This window comes from Streptomyces beijiangensis (genome assembly GCF_017315755.1).
GTDB classification, from domain to species: Bacteria; Actinomycetota; Actinomycetes; order Streptomycetales; family Streptomycetaceae; genus Streptomyces; species Streptomyces beijiangensis.
The window spans coordinates 1-15,257 of the sequence record NZ_JAFLRJ010000416.1 but is presented as its reverse complement, the minus strand read 5'-3'; the positions used below and the strand labels follow the sequence as shown (position 1 = coordinate 15,257).

The window sequence follows — 15,257 nt, the reverse complement described above, 5'->3', positions numbered from 1 at the left end:
CGCGCCGGCCGCGCGGCCGGCGCGGTCATGTCCGGTGCATCCGGACGGAGTTGGCGGCCGGAGCGGGAAGCGGGTACGGGCCGGCCGGGCTGTCACACCCTTGCCGTTATGGCGCGATTCTCCACCAAAAACATCCCGCGTAACACCCAGGCATCGCCAGTGCGGGTTACTGATGTCGAAGAGAGCGCAAAACACCGAAAGAGCGCCGTGACAGATGACGCTCCTGCATGCGAATATCCTCCTGCCTCCAGGGGCGACGATCCGTCCCACCGGATAAAAAGGGCCCCTGCCGTCGCCATTCGACACCTCCTTCCAGGACTCCGTCGTGACAGGTGTGTTGTTGGCGTATGCATAGCCATTGAGAGACTCGTGGTCACTGGGTGCCAACACAGGGTCAGTCGATAGGAATCGGCCGGTTTCCGGTGCATACTCGCGAGCGCCGATGTGGGTCAGGCCCGTGGATGCGTCGGCGGGCTTGCCCAGGAATCCCCTGTCGTCCGACCAGGGTGCTGGCGCAGATCCACGGTCTTCACCGAAGGGCTTCGTGTAGCGGCGCGTGGCCTTCTGGGTGGCGGCATCCACGATCATCGATGCCGTGCCGTGGTGATCGTCGATCACCCAGCTCAGGCCTGTGTTGGTTCCGAGCGCGGTGCCGTCGCCCGCCGCGAAATAGCGCTGAGCGCTGAACTTCTTGGCTACAGGGTCGTAGTGAAGTTCCTGGCCGCCGAGATAGAGGACCGTCTCTGTGGGGCTGGTGCGGGTGAGGAGGTTACTGCTCGCGTCGTAGAGGTAACCAGTGGTGCTGGTGCCCTCGGTGAGGGTGGCGAGCTTGCCCTCGCTGTTCCAGGTCAAGACCTGGTTCGTGGTGGAGGTCAGCGTGTGGGGCTGGCCTGTTCCGGTAGCGTTGACCGGCGGGTAGGAGTAATTCGTGGTCGTGTCAGCACTCGCGGCGTGTGCGGTCTGTGTGTCGCGCAAGCCACCGACCTTGTAGGTGTAGCTGTTCCAGTACGGGGCCGGGCCGCCGAGGGTGTTCGACGAGCGGGCGGTGGTGCAGTCGCCTGAGGTGGGGGTCCAGGCTTCGGTCAGGTGGCGGTGACCGTCGTAGGTGAAGCATTGGGTGTCCCTGGTTCCGGATTTGTCCGTGATCGAGGTGACGTTCCCGCTAGCGTCGTGGGCATAGTCAACATCGCTGGTGTAGCCGGCGGTTGGGCTTTGCCCCGCTACATGGACACTTGCGACCTATGCAACCAAGTTCAGGCTACCTGAGTTGATCGAGCGTCGTTCGAATTCGACTGGGCTGATGTGACCGAGAGCGGAATGGCGGCGCCGGTTGTTGTACCAGGCAAGCCAGGAGAACACCGCCATGCGGGCCTCGGAATTCTCCAACCAGCTTTCCCCGTAGAGGAGTTCTCGCTTGATACTGGCGAAGAACGACTCGGCCATCGCATTGTCGTAGCTCGATCCGACCCGACCCATTGACCGGCGTATCCCGTGTTTTCGGCAGGCCGACGAGAAGGCGGCAGACGTATATTGCGTCCCGCGGTCCGAATGAAAAATGACACCGTCGACGGAGCCACCCCGGGTGGCGACGGCCGCTTCCAGTGCATCGATGACCAGGTCGGCGCGCATGTGCTCAGCCATCGACCAGTCCACCACTCGGCGCGAGTGAATATCGATGACGGTCGCCAGATACATCCATTCCTTCCCGACCGGGAGATAGGTGATGTCGCCGCACCAGCGCACGTTGGGCCGTGGCGCGGTGAAGTCCCGCTCCAGCAGATCCGGGGCCTTCGGCACCCGCGCGTCCTGCACCGTGGTCCGTTTCCCCTTCTGCAGATGACGCCCCGAAATTCCGGCTGCCCGCATGAGGCGGGCGACCCGCTTACGGTTCACCACAGGCCCGGCCTCCCGCAGTTCACGGGTAATGCGCGGCACGCCGTACGCGCCCTTAGCTTCCGCGTGGATGGCCCGGATCTGCTCGGTCAGCGTCTCCTCGGCCCGTGCTCGTTCCAGCCGGGCCGGCTCCGCTTGGCGACACCGGTAGAACCCCGACCGGGACACCCGGAAAATCCTGCACAGCCGCTGTATGCCGTACTCCAGATGGTGGTCGGAGATGAACCGCCAGCGGCTGGTCATCGACTCATCTCCTTCGCAAAATACTGGGCGGCCTTGCGAAGGATTTCCTTCTCCAGCTCCAGATCGCGAACCTGCTTCCGCAGCCGCTTCAGCTCCGCACGCTCGTCCGGCGTCATCGCTTCACCGGCCCCGCCGCCCATAGCGCCGCGGGCCTGCAGGACCCACTTGCGCAGGGACTCGGTGTTGATCCCGAGCTCCTTGGCCACCGAGTTGATGGACCGGCCACTGGACATGACCAGCCCGACCGCATCCCGCTTGAACTCTTCCGAATACCGGGTGACAGCCACCTGGACACCTCCTCGTCGGATCCCACGATCCGACCTTCAAGGGCTGTCCATATTTCGGGGCAAACCCCCTGGCCCTCATAACCCAGGAGTTCGTGCGCTCGACCACCCACCTGCATTTGACGACCACGAAGCCCTTGGCGTCCTTGGGGCGGGAAACGGTCTTCAAGGTGAGGTCGAGGAAGTCCCTGGACCAGGTGGTCAGCGTGCCGCCGTAGGCAGAATCGGCCCAGGCCAGGGTGAGTTCGGGGTGTGTCAGGCGGAGCCGGAACAGCACCATGTCCGGCTCCGCGGCGAGCAGAGCGCCGAAGCCGGCTGGTGGTGCTGTGTCAGTGGGGGCGGCTGTGGGGCCGCCCCCACCTGCTGGTTACTTCAGCCCGAAGGCGTTGGTCACGGTCTGGTCAACGGTGTGGTCGTTCGCGTCGACCGCTCGGGTGCGCAGGTTGATCGTTCCCTTCTTGGGGAGTTTGACGGTGGCGGTGTACTGGCCGGGTCGGCCCGCGATGGGGGTCAGGGGAACCGGCGTCCAGGTGGTGGTGCCGTCGCCGGATATCCACGTCTCGGTGGTGGTGGTCAGGGCTTCACCGGGGTGGCGGGGCAGTGCCCGGACGGTGAAGGTCAGGTTCTTGCCGCCCTGGGCCCGGTTGAGGAGGTCCAGTGGCACGTCGTAGGAGATCTGCGGCATCGAGATCGGTTGGAGGATCTGCCCGTTGGTCGGGCGTTGGGCGGTGAAGGTCATCTCGGTGTGCGTCGTCGGGGAGTACTTCCACCAGTCGGCGGTGCGGGCCATGTCCATGATGAACTTGTAGGACGCCGGTCCCTGATCGGGCACCTTGTACGGGTGGTAGAGGGTGTAGGCGGCGTCGGTGCCGATCAGTGCCCCGTTGCGGAAGAGCTGGGTCGTTCCCCGGTCGTGCCAGGAAAAGCCGCCGGTGTGGCTGGGGTCGGAGTCGTTGAAGGCGCTGGCTCCCAGGGTGAGATAGTCCATGTATCCGGGGATGTAGCCCGCCGCGAACGGCAGCCCCCGGGCGGCCTCATCGCGCGGGTTGACGACCTGGCGCATCCACTCGTCGCTGTGCTTCTCGCCGGCCTGGTAGACCCTGAGGGGCTCTTCGGTGACGGCGTCGAGGTCGGGCGAGGGGGTGACGCTGTTGTAGGACCGGGCGCCGCCGTCGGCGCTGACGTACTCGGTGTGCACCGTGCCCAGCCTGATCGGTACATACGTGCCGCTGCCGGTGCGCCAGTCCTTGAGGCCGATGGTCCGCCACATGCCCCCTGTCTGGCCGGCAACGTGCGCGTAGTAGCTGCTGGTGATCTCCGCGGTGTTGGTGGCGTCGGCCCGCAGCGTGATCGGCGCGGCGGGGATGCTCCCGGTCTTCGAGGTGAACAGGTCGTACTGGTAGGAGCTGTACGGCGTTCCGGACAGCTTCACCCCGAGGGGCATTTTCTTCAGGCGGGATACAAGTGCGGCTCCTTCGGCGCCGGTGATGGTGACGGCGGGTATCGCGGTTGATCCCGCGTCACCGGCCAGGGGTCCGGGTTTGTCGCTGTAGAAGACGACGCCGGCGGCCTTGTGCGCGGCAGCGGCATCGATCTGGTCCTTGAACGAGCCGGTCGCCTTGACCAGCACGAGTTGGCCGCGGACCGGGCGCTTGTCGTAGTCGGCTGGTTTTCCGGTCCCGACGTCGATGACCGGCAGGAGCTTGGTGCCGTCGAAGGTGGCCGCGTCCCGCAGGTAGGCCGGGGCCAGATGCGGGGCCCACGGGTCCAGGCCGGTGGCGGTGAGCCGGGGGGCGGTATTGGTGGACTGGGCGTACCACTGGAAGGTGCCGTTGGTGACCTGCGGTACCGGCAGCGCGTAGACGTGCTGGACCTCGGCGCCGTACTGGCCTACGTCCGAATAGTCGATCGAGTACGCACCCGTCGACCATACCCAGCGCGAGCCGACGACGAAGCCGCGGCTCTCAGTGGGCCGGGGGGTGGCGAATTTGACCTCCTGGCCCTGCTGGGCGTCGTAGGTGACGCTCCGGTCCTGAATGAGGTCCATGCCCACGTCGTGGCCCTGGGTCACGTCCACGGGGTAGGTACCGGAGGAGTCCATGGTGAACAGCTCCGCCTTGAGCGTGTAGATGCCGGGCGTGAGGTCGTAGGAAATCTTCCCGTCAACGATGGGATCGGATTGGGCTGTCCCGTGCGTCACGTCCACGAGCAGCGCGTTGCCCTGGGCGGGCTTGCCGTCGCGTCCGATCGCGTTGACCGTGAGCGTGAAACGGTTCTCCATCACGACGGTGTAGGGCACGCGGATCGACACGTCGCCGGCGATGGCCGAGACGATGCCGCTGTAGGTCTTGCCACGCTGGGTCCTGGCCGGGTCGACGGTCACCGTGATGGTGCCCGACCCCTTGGCCGGGACGGTCAGCGTCGTGGTGGACAGGGCGAAGATGTCCGAACCGGTGCTCAGTGTGAATGTGCGCTCGTGGGCGGAGTCGTTGTCGATGACCAGGTCACGGGTGACCAGTGCGGTCGACTCGCGCGGAACTGAACCGAAGCCCAGGGAAGCGGGCTCGGCGTGCGCCTGCTGGGTGAGGGCACGGGGCACCCAGACCCGCCCGGCACCGCCTTCGGTGACGGCGTACGCGCCCGGATCGGCCTCCTCGACCAGGGCCTCCTTGATGCGCTCCCCGCTCCAGTCGGGATGGGCTTCCTTGATCAGGGCGGCGGCGCCCGCGACGTGCGGGGTGGCCATCGAGGTGCCCGACATCGAGGTGTAGCGGTCGTTGACCGGTGTGCCCAGGCTGGTGCCCGCGGCGCGCGCGGCGATGATGTCGACGCCGGGTGCGGTGATTTCGGGCTTGACCGCACCGTCGATGCGCGGGCCGCGGCTGGAGAACGGGGCCAGTGCGTCCTTCTTGTCGACCGCGCCGACGGTCAGCGCGGACGACGCGGCGGCCGGTGCGCCGATCCCGGCGGTGCCGCTGTTGCCCGCAGCAACCACGAACAGCGTGCCCCGTGCCGACAGGGTGTTCACCGCAGCGCTCAGGGGGTCGGTTCCATCCGTGGGGGAAGAGGTGCCCAGGCTCATGTTGACGACGGAGGCGCCGTTGTCGACGGCCCACTGCATGCCGGCGATGATGCCCGAGACCGCTCCGCTGCCGGAGTCTCCGAGCACCTTGCCGATCATCAGGTCGGCGCCCGGTGCCACGCCCTTCATCGTGCAGCATCCGCCCACGGTGGCCGCGACATGGGTGCCGTGGCCCACTCTGTCGACGGCGTCGGTGGTGTCGGCGGTGGTGAAGTTACGGCTGGCGGAGATGTGGCCGGCCAGGTCGGGGTGTGTGGCATCGACGCCGGTGTCGAGAATGGCGACCTTGACACCCTTGCCGTCGAAACCGGCCTCCCACGCGACCGGTGCGCCGATCTGCGGCACCGACTGGGAAAGGTCTGCCTTGATCTGGCGGTCCAGCCAGACCTTCTGGATGCCGGCCGACCTCAGCTTCGCCTTGCTCTCGTGTACCTGCCAGAACTTCTCCGCCCCCGCCCTGTTCATGGCAACGGCAGTTGCATCGACGCTTCCTAGACTCTGCCGCAGCGTCGTGCCGCCAGGGGCGCCGGCGGTGGTTCCGGACAAGATGACCGGCAGCGACGCGCGGTGGTCCTCGCTGGCCAGCAATTCAGTGACGTTGAACAGTTTCGGGTCCAGCGACCCGTCGTTCAGCCCGTCCTGTGCCTTGTCCGGCACGACCTGCAGGTCGGCCCCCAACTGGATGATCCGACCGGCCCCACCGGAGGGCCCGCTGGGATCGAACACGGCGGTCATGCCCCCGCCGGGAAGCGGGTTCACGATGACGGAATCGCCCGTGATCAACGTCAGCACACGTGACCCGGTCCCCGCTGCACCAGGGACCGCACCCAGGGACAGCACAGGAGTTGAAGGAGCGGCGTGGGCAGCCGGTCCCGATATGACCGACAACGACAGGGTCCCCACCACCGCCGCCGCGATGAAGGGAGCCAAGGCTCTTCTTGACATGCCGATGTGACCTTCCGTAGGGGGTGCACAGGAGAGTGCGGCACTTGGCCAGCCCCTGACAAGGTGTCACCACGTCCTCTTGCGGAAGGTGTCCGGTACAGGAACAAAGATATGCCTGCCGGTGCATGTCACCTGGCGGAAGGTATCCCGTGTAGGAAAGGGGGATGTCCCTGTCAGTTCTTGGAATCACACCCGACGCGGAGTCCGTCTACCGTGCCCTCCTGCCACTGCCCCACTGCACCCTGGACGAAATGGCCGAGAGGACCGGCCAGGAACGCGATCAGATCATGGTCGCGCTGACCGATCTACGCGCAGCCGGCCTCATCGTCCAGCCACCCGGCATGACCGACCACTGGTCGGCCGTCGAGCCCGCCACAGCTCTGCCCGCGCTGGTCAGGACCAGGGAGGAGGAGATGCGCCGCGCTCAGTTGCTCGTGACCGAACTCCACGGCCAGTTCCTCGCCGCACGCGAGAGCACCCCGGCCCACAGCCCGGTGGAACACATCGTGGGATGGGAGGAAGTCGGCCGGCGGTGGGTCCAGGTGCTCCACGCCACAGACCGCCAGCTCGACATCCTCGACTGCCCGCCCTACCAGGCACCACGCGGAGCACCCGTGGAGCGAGGGCTCCTGGACCGAGGCGTACGCATCCGGATCGGCTACGACCCGACCGACCTGCCGTCGTCGAAACTCGGCCTGGTCACCGAACTGCAACCCCTGGGACTCACCGCCCGACTCACCCCGCGGGTACCGTTCCGACTGGCCATCGCCGACCAGCAACTCGCCCTGGTCTCCATGGACACCGCCGTGCCCAACCAACGAGCTGTCGTGGTCCGCCCGTCACCTCTGCTCAACGGGCTGATCATGCTCTTCGACCAGTACTGGAAACAGGGGACACCACTGTCCAAGAACCTGCCGGAGCTATCGGAGACCGAACGCAACGTGCTGGCACTGCTCGGCGCCGGTCTGAAAGACGAGGCGATAGCCCGCCAACTCGGCATCACCAGCCGGACCGTACGGAGACACGTCCACAACCTGCTCACCCTGCTGGAGGCCAACACACGCTTCCAGGCAGCAGCAACAGCAGCCCACCTCAACTGGCTCTGAGCCTCCTGTTGAAGTCCCGCAGCTCACAGACCGCATCGATCGCGGTCACCGGCGGCGCGATCTCCGGAAGGATGGCGGCCGGTCAGAACGCCAACACCCTTGGTTGCCCTGCCCAGTCCGGCGAGGCTGCCGCGGCTCGGGGCCAGTGGCCTGCCTTCGGGGACGTGCGCGGGTGCGGGCGAAGGCCACAGCTGGCGCGCGGTATGGAAATCCAGTTCAGCGCAGCTCGGTGGGCAGATGCTGCATGTCGTTGTTGGCCAGGACCGGGAGGGCGGACCCGGCGCGTAGCGGATGACCGTCAGGACGGCGTTGCCGTGGGTCTATCTGCCGTCAGGCCCCAACTCGGGAGCCTGAACGACGCGCGGCAGGGTAGAACGATCCCTGGCGCGCGGCAAGAGCCTGCTCAGCAGGTGAACACCAACCAGGCACGACATCGGCTCATCTCTGCTTGGGCTCGTACGGACTCCAGCCGTGCAGGTAAGGCCGCAGATCCTCCGGGGTGATTGCCGGAGGATCTGGGAACCCTGGGGTTCTAGACACAGGGTCAATGTGCTCGGCGTAGGCCCGCGCCCAGGCGATCCATCGCTTGGCCGCCTCGGGCGCATCGGGCCGGGCGGCCTGGTCGTCCTCAAGTGCGCGGCAGTAGGCGCGGATTGCTGTGGCTTCCTGCCAGCTCTCCACCTGTGTGCGCAAGATCTTCCGACGGTGGTCTTCGATCAGAGTGGTGCGGGCTTGGGCCATCGCGGCCAGCCAGCGCTCTCGGGTTGCTTCCTCTTCGTGCTGCTGGGCGAGATGTCGTTCGTGCTCCGTGTCGGCGCGGTGAGTGATTTCGCGCAGCAGGGCGGGGAGTTTATCTTCCAGGCGCCAGCGTTGGCGGTCTCCCCAGTGGAAGCGGCGGCCAGGGTGGGCGTAGGTGTGCTGGAGGCTGAGTTCGAGTTGGTGGGAGGGTCGAGTGATGCGGGCTGTTACGCGCTGCCAGGCATATTTCACGCCGTCGGGATCAGGGACGTCGTAGGAGCCTTCGTCGAAGGAGAGCGGGAAGGAACTGTCGGCGGCGCTGACCACCAGGCTGGCTGCTGAACCAGATACCGGGGTGCTGACCGTGTAGTTCTTGTCTTCTGCAGCGTGGCACAGGGCGTGCAGGATCCGGCGGGCGCGGGGCTGGCAGCTGGGGCAGACCGGAGTGGGTGCGTCTCGGGCTACGGGGTGGAGGCGGTCTGGTGACAGGTCGTCGGGTACGGGGATGGGCTCGGCGGTGGGCGTGGGGCGCACTGGGGGGCCGGTGCGCAGGGTGATGCTCAGGTCACCTTTGTCGCGGCCGGTGTACTGCAGGTGGTGACCGTCGGGGATCAGGTTCTCTGCGCGGGCGGTGTGCAGGATACGGCGCCAGCGGGCGCGCTCGGCCGGAGTGGGGGCGGTGATGTGCAGGCTGCCGCCTGATTGTTGGAGCCATGAGAACAGTGTGGCCGCCTGGGCCCCGGCCGGTGGGGTGGACGGCTTCGGCGGCGTGGGAGCGGGATTGTCCTGTGTCAGGTGTCGGTGGCCGGCTTCGGTGGGAGCAGCACTCCAGCGGCCGCCGGTCCGGGTAGTGGTGACCAGTCCCCTGCTGCGCAGGGCGTAGACGGTCACGGCGAGGCGGGAGTCGTCGGAGGTGACGGGCGTGTCGTCGTGACAGATGCGGCGCAGGACGGCGAGTTGGCGCTCGTTCAGCTTGGTGCGGGCCACGGATCTGTTCCTGTCGGTGGAGCCGGCCGGTGGGGAGGTCAGTCGTCGCGCTGGGCTTGGCGCAGCGCTTCGAGAGGGACGCCGAGCTCGCGTTCGAACCGGTCGGCTGCTGTGGTCTGCCCGCTCTGGCGCAGACAGCCGATGGCCTGCTCCATGAGTTGGCCGATGCGTAGCACTTCGTCGCGCAGGGCCTTCAGCTCTTCGGAGCTGTCCGCCGCCTCGGCGCCGCACCACTGGCGCAGCAGGTCACGGGCCGGTCGGTGACTGCGGTCGACTTCCGCACAGATCTCGGCGCTGATGTATGTGCCGGGGTTTTTGCCGCGGCCTCGGTAGTAGCGGCCGTAGATCGCATCGTGCTGCTCCTGGCGTTCCTGTTGGTCCAGCAGGCTCACCAGGTGCTCGGCCCGGGTGTGCGCCAGCAGGCGGATCGTGTTCCGGGTGGTGGGCCAGGGGGCGGTCAGGAGGCCGTCGGCGCCTGTACAGGCCCGCGGGTCGGTGTGGAAGAAGCTTTCGGGGACGTCGAGGAGGGCGGCCAGCGCGGGTACGTCGGGGACGTACAGCACGCCGCGGTCGCGGTAGTTGACGCCGAAGGACACCAGCTCGTCCCACAGGTGCTCGTCGAACACGATGGTGACCGCCCGGAAGGCAGGGTCCTCGTCGTCGGGGCTGTCTTTCGTCAGCTCACTCCAGCACTGCTCGCGGTCCAGCCACGCATCCTTGCCCTGCCACGGGACGCGCAGCCGGGCCGAGGGCACCCAGTCCTCACGCCCCTCGGCCTCCTCGGCGACGAAGCGCACTTTGATCCGCAGCGGGCGCTGGTTGCCGATCCTCAGGACTTCGGTCTCCTCGACCGGGCCGTGATGCGGTGCCACCCGGTACGCCCACCGCTCCCCCACCTCCATACTGCGCCACTCCCCTTCATCAATTCATCAACGCCACATCCATCCTCCCGCTCCCGTGACCGCGCCGGCAGGCATTCCCGGGCTCCAGGCCGTCCTTGTCCCGGAGTTGCCCTTCCCAGAGCCGGCTGTGTGCGGGGCCGGGATCTCGCGGTCGGTGCGCCGGGGATCAGGTCCGCCGGAAGAGCCGTCGTACAGCCTTCCTCAGCCGTGCCAACCAAGGCCGTGCGGCCGGCACGGGGACGGGCGGAGCGGGGGCGGCGATGGCCCTCGTGGGTGGCTGGGCCGTGCCTTCCTGTCCGGGCGCGACGGGCTGCGCCTGCGGTGCGGCAGAGGCGGGGGCCGGCTGGGCGTGTGTACGGGTGAACTGGGCGCGGGCCTGGGCACGCCGGTAGCTTTCGCGGCCGTGCTGGGCACGTTCCAGTGGGATGGTGTGCGGATCGGAGGGGTGGAAGACGAGCCGGCCAGGGAGCGGTTCGCCCACGTCGTTCTCCGAAGTGTGCACGCGCATCCACAGATCGACGGCCTGTCCGGATCCTGTCGGCGCTTGCGGGCTCCCTGCCACGCCAGCCCGGGCTGGTGCGTGCACGTGCCGCGCTGCAGGGGCGGGCGGTCTCGGTGCGGGGAACGAGAAGGACGCCTCCGGGCTGCGGGGCATAGGCGTTCATCCAGCGTGCCCGCACGGGCCAAGTAAGCGCTCAGTCACATGTGCCGAAGCACAATAGATGTCACCGTCGCGGACCGCTGACCTGGGCTGCCCACGACGCGAAGCCGGACCGTTGTCACCGACGAGGCAGTCCTGTTGTCACCGACGCCGAAGATGCAGGCTTGTTGCCGCCGCGGCCCCCAGCTGTTTGTAAGCACTTCTGTGGGCCCCACCGTGGCAACGTGAAGTGGCTCCGCTGACGTACGAAGTTGATCTGGCTCCACTGAGGCAACGGCTGGGCGACGTGCCCTCGTTGGAGTGAATGAGATGGGCCGTCCGCCCGGCGGCGGCAGGGTGTGTGAGTCGATCACGGTCATGTCGAGGCCGTGCTGGTGAGTCACGGTCCTGTCGGGAGGCCGGGGTGAGTTTGTCGCGGGCTGAGCTGTTCGCTCATATCCGTCGGGACAAGCGTCTTGATCCGAATCTTTCGCAGCGTGCGCTGGCGGAGAAATACGGAGTGCATCGTCGGACGGTGCGGCAGGCGCTGGATTCTGCGGTGCCTCCGCCGCGGAAGGAGGCCCAGCCGCGGAGAACGGTCCTGGACCCGGCCAAGGGCTGGATCGACGCGATGCTGGTGGAGGATCTGACGGCGCCGCGCAAACAGAAACACACGGCCCGGCGCATCCATCAACGGCTCGCGCAGGAATATGACTTCGCGCTGGCGTCGTACTCGTCGGTCTGTGACTACGTGGCCGGGCGGCGGGTGGAGATCCAGTCGGAGGCCCGCGACGGGCACCGGCACCTGGAAGGCATGGTCCCGCAGGTCCACCTGCCCGGCGAGGAAGCGGAGGTGGACTTCGCCGATGTATGGGTCCGGCTGGCCGGGACGGTGGTCAAGTGCCATCTGTTCACACTGCGGTTGTCGTACTCGGGCAAGGCGGTCCACCGGGTGTTCGCCTCGCAGGCCCAGGAGTCGTTCCTGGAAGGTCATGCCGAGGCGTTTCGCGTGCTGGGCGGGGTGCCGACCCGGCACATCCGCTACGACAACCTGAAACCGGCCGTCAATCAGGTCTGCACCGGCCGCAACCGGGTGGAGTCCGAGCGGTGGGTTACCTTCCGGGCGCACTACGGCTTCGACGCTTTCTACTGCATCCCTGGTCAGGAGGGTGCTCACGAGAAGGGCGGGGTCGAGCAGGAGGGCGGGCGGTTCCGTCGCACGCACCTGGTTCCGGTCCCCGACGTGGGCTCGCTGGAGGAGCTCAACGAGAAGATCGCCGCGATCGACGCGGCCGAGGACGACCGGATTCTCCGGGGGAAACTCACCTCCATCGGCTTCAACTTCGTCGCGGAGTGCGAGGTGCTGGCGCCGCTGCCGTTCGAGGACTTCGAGTGCGGCATCACGCTCACGCCGAAGGTCGACCGCAGCAGCCGGATCTCGGTCCGGCAGTGCCACTACTCGGTGCCGGCCCGGTTCATCGGGCAGAACGTGCGGATCCTGCTGCGGGGAAACGAGCTGCTGGTCTTCGAGCGCCGCAAGGTCGTCGCCCGTCATCCCCGGCTGACCAAAAGGTACGACTTCCGCGACGAACTCGATCATTATCTGGAGATTCTGCTGGCCAAGCCCGGGGCCTTGGCCGGATCGACCGCGCTGGCGGCCGCCCGGGAGAGCGGCGCGTTCACCGAGGTCCACGAGGCGTTCTGGGCCGCTGCCCGCACCGCTCACGGGGACGCGGCGGGGACCCGGGCACTGATCGAAGTCCTGCTGCTGCACCGGCGGATGCCCGCCGAGACGGTCCAGTTGGGGATGGCCGCGGCAATCCGGGCCGGTTCTACCAGCCCCGACGTGGTGGCCATCGAGGCCCGCAAGGCCGTCGCCGCAGCCCCCGTCGCCGAACCAGCGGACGACGAGAGCGACCCGCCGCCCTGGGTCCAGCCCGGCGGGAAGGTGGCCCATCTGACTCCCCGCCGACCTCAACTACCCGACGACAAACGCCCGTTGCCTTCCGTGGCGCCCTATGACCAACTCCTGAGCCGTCGTCAACCGAAAGGCACTGCATGAACACTCCTCCCACCGCTCCTACCGGCGAGCGGGTCCCTCCGCCTCGCGCGGACGCCGCCGTGAATGGGGCCGTCGAGACGGTGATCGATGAAGCCTGCCGGGCTCTCCACCTGCCCACTATCCGGAGCCGGGTCGAGGACATGGCCGCCACCGCGTTGCGGGAGCGTTCCAGCTACAAGGACTTTCTGGCGGACCTGTTGGAAGCTGAATGCGCCGAGCGCGAGGAACGACGGAAGCTCCGCCTGGTCAGGGAGGCGAACTTCCCCCGGCCCAAGCGGCTGGAGGACTTCGACTTCCAGGAGAACCCCAACATCACCCCCGAGTTGGTGGGCACCCTCGCCGACCCGGCCTGGGTCAAGGCCGGGCAGCCGCTCTGCCTGATCGGCGACAGCGGAACAGGCAAGTCCCACCTGCTCATCGGGATCGGCACCGCGATCGCCGAGGCCGGCTTGCGCGTCCGCTACACAACCACCGTGAACCTGGTCAACGAACTGGCCGAGGCCGCTGACGAGAAGAAACTCGCCCGCACCATCGCCCGCTACGGCCGCGTCGACCTACTCTGTCTGGACGAGTTCGGCTACCTCGACCTGGACAAGTCCGGCGCGAAACTGCTGTTCCAGATTTTCACCGAACGCGAGGAACGCGGCGCGATCGCCATCGCCTCCAACGCCCCGTTCTCGGAGTGGAAGCAGACCTTCACCGACCCCCGCCTCTGCACGGCGATCGTGGACCGGGTCACCTTCAACGCCCACATCGTCGAGACCGGCGTCGACTCCTACCGATTCGCGCAGACCCAGAAGAAGCGCCGCAGCTGACTCGTTCATGAAACCGCGGCCGGTGCCCCCAAGGGGGCACCGGCCGCAGCCATGTTGGGTCCGGCCAGGATCCCAGTGCCGGCCAGACCATCGCCCGTTCCCGTCCAGGCGCCGCGGCACTGGGCGGTCCGCGGCCTGAGTCGAGTCGGGTCGGCAGACGCCACGCACCTGTCGGGGGCACGCTCACGGCATCTGACCGATATCGCCAAGTTACCTTCCGGACCCCGCCCCTTGGCCACCGGAACCACTCGATCGAAGTGGGGCCAAATCAACTTGCTACAGGGGCGCGAAGGCCCTCACCGCACGCCCCCTTCAGCCCACGAGTGGAGCCAAAAGAACTCGGAACCCTGGTCCCAAAACAAGTGCTTACAAACACCCAGCGCCCCGTCCTTGCGAAAGCCCACCCCCGGACGGCCGGACAGGCGACGTGCCACCAACGAGATGAATTTCGGTGTCATCGGTTGGCGGGGTCGAACCTGAGTCGTCCACCAGCCGGTAGGAGGTATCCCTCCCAGCGCTCCCCGGGCGCATAGCCGTTGAGCTGCTCCGCGTAGGTTTCGCCGGCGACCTCGAAGCCGATCAGGCCGAGCCGGAACGGAACCTCCTGGAAGATGTCCGCCCCGATGGCGGCGAGCCAGCTATCCAGGGCGCTCCGCCATTCAAGGGATGTCGCTCCGCCGTCCTGACCGAACGGGAACCCGCCGATCCTCGCGTCCAGACGCGTCAAGGCACCGACGGGCAAGTAGAAGTCGAGCCAGTCCGGGCCGTCGTCCTCGCGGATGGCCACGCAGCCGCAGACGACCCGGCGGCCGCTCGGGAGCGTGACCGTTCCTTGCAGATGACCGAACTCGGCCAGCGAGGACACCGTGCAGGCAACCTCATCCTGTTCGCCGGGCTCGCTATCGCGACTGCCGTAGCAGCCGTCGATGGCAGCAACCCGCCACAGGGCCGAGAGTCCGAGCTGGAGGAGCTCATCGCTCCTCTCGCCAATCTCGAGGGCCAGTTCATAGAACCCGCCGGACCAGTTCTCATCGTCGATGAACGATGCAGGATCGTGCACGGGCAAAACTCCTCCGCTCGTTCGAACAGGCGACCCGTGCCGAAACGCTACGCACACGGCACGGGCCGCCTGCCTCTGTGGCACCTACCGTGCTTCGGCACAACAGTGGCTTCCGGCCGGCCGTTGCTGTGCAGGGTTCAGAAGTCGAGCTCGATGTAGTAGATGTCGGTGAGCTCGACCTGGAGGCCGGCGGCGCGGCGGCCGCGGTCTTTGAAGTAGATCTCCTGGAGTCCTTCGGCGGCGATGTTCTGGAGTTGCTGTATTCACGAGCGGGCGGAGCGGCGTTTGCCCAGGCCTTCGGCGGCGGGTGGCCATTGGTGCCAGTGGACCCACTCGCGGGTCACGGTGCCAGCGGACACCTCGTAGGCGTCGGCGACTTCCGCGACGGTCCAGTACTGGGGGTCGTCCCACTCCAGGATCCTGTTCCCCCTCACCATCCGTCCCTGATTTCATCCAAACGTACTACGGGTCGGGACGGGTGGTGAGGGGGAACAGGATCC

The 15,257-nt window shown here is 67.2% G+C and carries 11 protein-coding genes and 2 pseudogenes; 3 read left to right on the top strand and 10 right to left on the bottom strand.

Annotated features, from left to right (window positions below; all coding sequences use genetic code 11):
• The 4 genes and pseudogenes from J0695_RS33135 to J0695_RS33125 all read right to left on the bottom strand — a co-directional run.
• A partial coding sequence (locus J0695_RS33135) for an RHS repeat-associated core domain-containing protein (RefSeq protein WP_307798844.1) occupies positions 1 to 975 on the bottom strand: 975 nt, incomplete at its 3' end.
• A gap of 264 nt (positions 976 to 1,239) precedes the next feature.
• A protein-coding gene (locus J0695_RS33130; protein ID WP_206968458.1) for an IS3 family transposase occupies positions 1,240 to 2,423 on the bottom strand; the annotation gives its coding sequence in 2 pieces (ribosomal slippage) (positions 1,240 to 2,151 and positions 2,154 to 2,423; 1,182 coding nt in all).
• Positions 2,424 to 2,472: 49 nt separating this feature from the next.
• A pseudogene (locus J0695_RS44405) lies at positions 2,473 to 2,697 on the bottom strand (IS5-like element IS4811 family transposase); the annotation flags it as partial.
• A 90-nt stretch (positions 2,698 to 2,787) separates the two neighbouring features.
• Complete coding sequence (locus tag J0695_RS33125) at positions 2,788 to 6,294, bottom strand: S8 family peptidase (RefSeq protein WP_206968455.1); 3,507 nt, start codon at positions 6,292 to 6,294, stop codon at positions 2,788 to 2,790.
• A 404-nt stretch (positions 6,295 to 6,698) separates the two neighbouring features.
• On the opposite strand from J0695_RS33125, the gene J0695_RS33120 reads away from it, so the two are divergent.
• Complete coding sequence (locus J0695_RS33120; RefSeq protein ID WP_206968453.1) at positions 6,699 to 7,553, top strand: helix-turn-helix domain-containing protein; 855 nt, start codon at positions 6,699 to 6,701, stop codon at positions 7,551 to 7,553.
• 438 nt (positions 7,554 to 7,991) lie between these two features.
• On the opposite strand, the gene J0695_RS33115 is transcribed toward J0695_RS33120, so the two are convergent.
• The 3 genes from J0695_RS33115 to J0695_RS33105 form a co-directional block, all read right to left on the bottom strand.
• Positions 7,992 to 9,278, bottom strand: coding sequence for a hypothetical protein (locus J0695_RS33115; protein ID WP_206968451.1), 1,287 nt, complete (start codon positions 9,276 to 9,278; stop codon positions 7,992 to 7,994).
• A 38-nt stretch (positions 9,279 to 9,316) separates the two neighbouring features.
• Positions 9,317 to 10,180 carry a hypothetical protein gene (locus J0695_RS33110; RefSeq protein ID WP_206968449.1) on the bottom strand — a complete coding sequence of 288 codons (864 nt, stop codon included), beginning with the start codon at positions 10,178 to 10,180 and terminating at the stop codon, positions 9,317 to 9,319.
• Between the two features lie 166 nt (positions 10,181 to 10,346).
• On the bottom strand, positions 10,347 to 10,688 hold the full coding sequence (locus J0695_RS33105; protein ID WP_206968447.1) for a hypothetical protein: 342 nt from the start codon (positions 10,686 to 10,688) through the stop codon (positions 10,347 to 10,349).
• A 562-nt stretch (positions 10,689 to 11,250) separates the two neighbouring features.
• Between J0695_RS33105 and istA the strand changes: the two genes are divergently transcribed.
• Both istA and istB read left to right on the top strand, forming a co-directional pair.
• Positions 11,251 to 12,882 carry an IS21 family transposase gene (istA, locus tag J0695_RS33100; protein WP_206968462.1) on the top strand — a complete coding sequence of 544 codons (1,632 nt, stop codon included), beginning with the start codon at positions 11,251 to 11,253 and terminating at the stop codon, positions 12,880 to 12,882.
• Positions 12,879 to 13,697, top strand: coding sequence for an IS21-like element helper ATPase IstB (gene istB, locus J0695_RS33095; protein ID WP_206968445.1), 819 nt, complete (start codon positions 12,879 to 12,881; stop codon positions 13,695 to 13,697). The genes istA and istB overlap by 4 nt, the downstream gene beginning before the upstream one ends.
• A 454-nt stretch (positions 13,698 to 14,151) precedes the next feature.
• On the opposite strand, the gene J0695_RS33090 is transcribed toward istB, so the two are convergent.
• The 3 genes and pseudogenes from J0695_RS33090 to J0695_RS33085 all read right to left on the bottom strand — a co-directional run bounded on the left by J0695_RS33090 (position 14,152) and on the right by J0695_RS33085 (position 15,194).
• On the bottom strand, positions 14,152 to 14,757 hold the full coding sequence (locus tag J0695_RS33090) for a hypothetical protein (RefSeq protein ID WP_307798843.1): 606 nt from the start codon (positions 14,755 to 14,757) through the stop codon (positions 14,152 to 14,154).
• Positions 14,758 to 14,894: 137 nt separating this feature from the next.
• Positions 14,895 to 15,017 (bottom strand): annotated as a pseudogene (locus tag J0695_RS44400) (telomere-protecting terminal protein Tpg); the annotation flags it as partial.
• A gap of 3 nt (positions 15,018 to 15,020) precedes the next feature.
• A complete protein-coding gene (locus J0695_RS33085) occupies positions 15,021 to 15,194 on the bottom strand; it encodes a hypothetical protein (protein WP_206968443.1) in 174 nt (57 codons plus the stop codon).
• Positions 15,195 to 15,257: the final 63 nt, after the last annotated feature.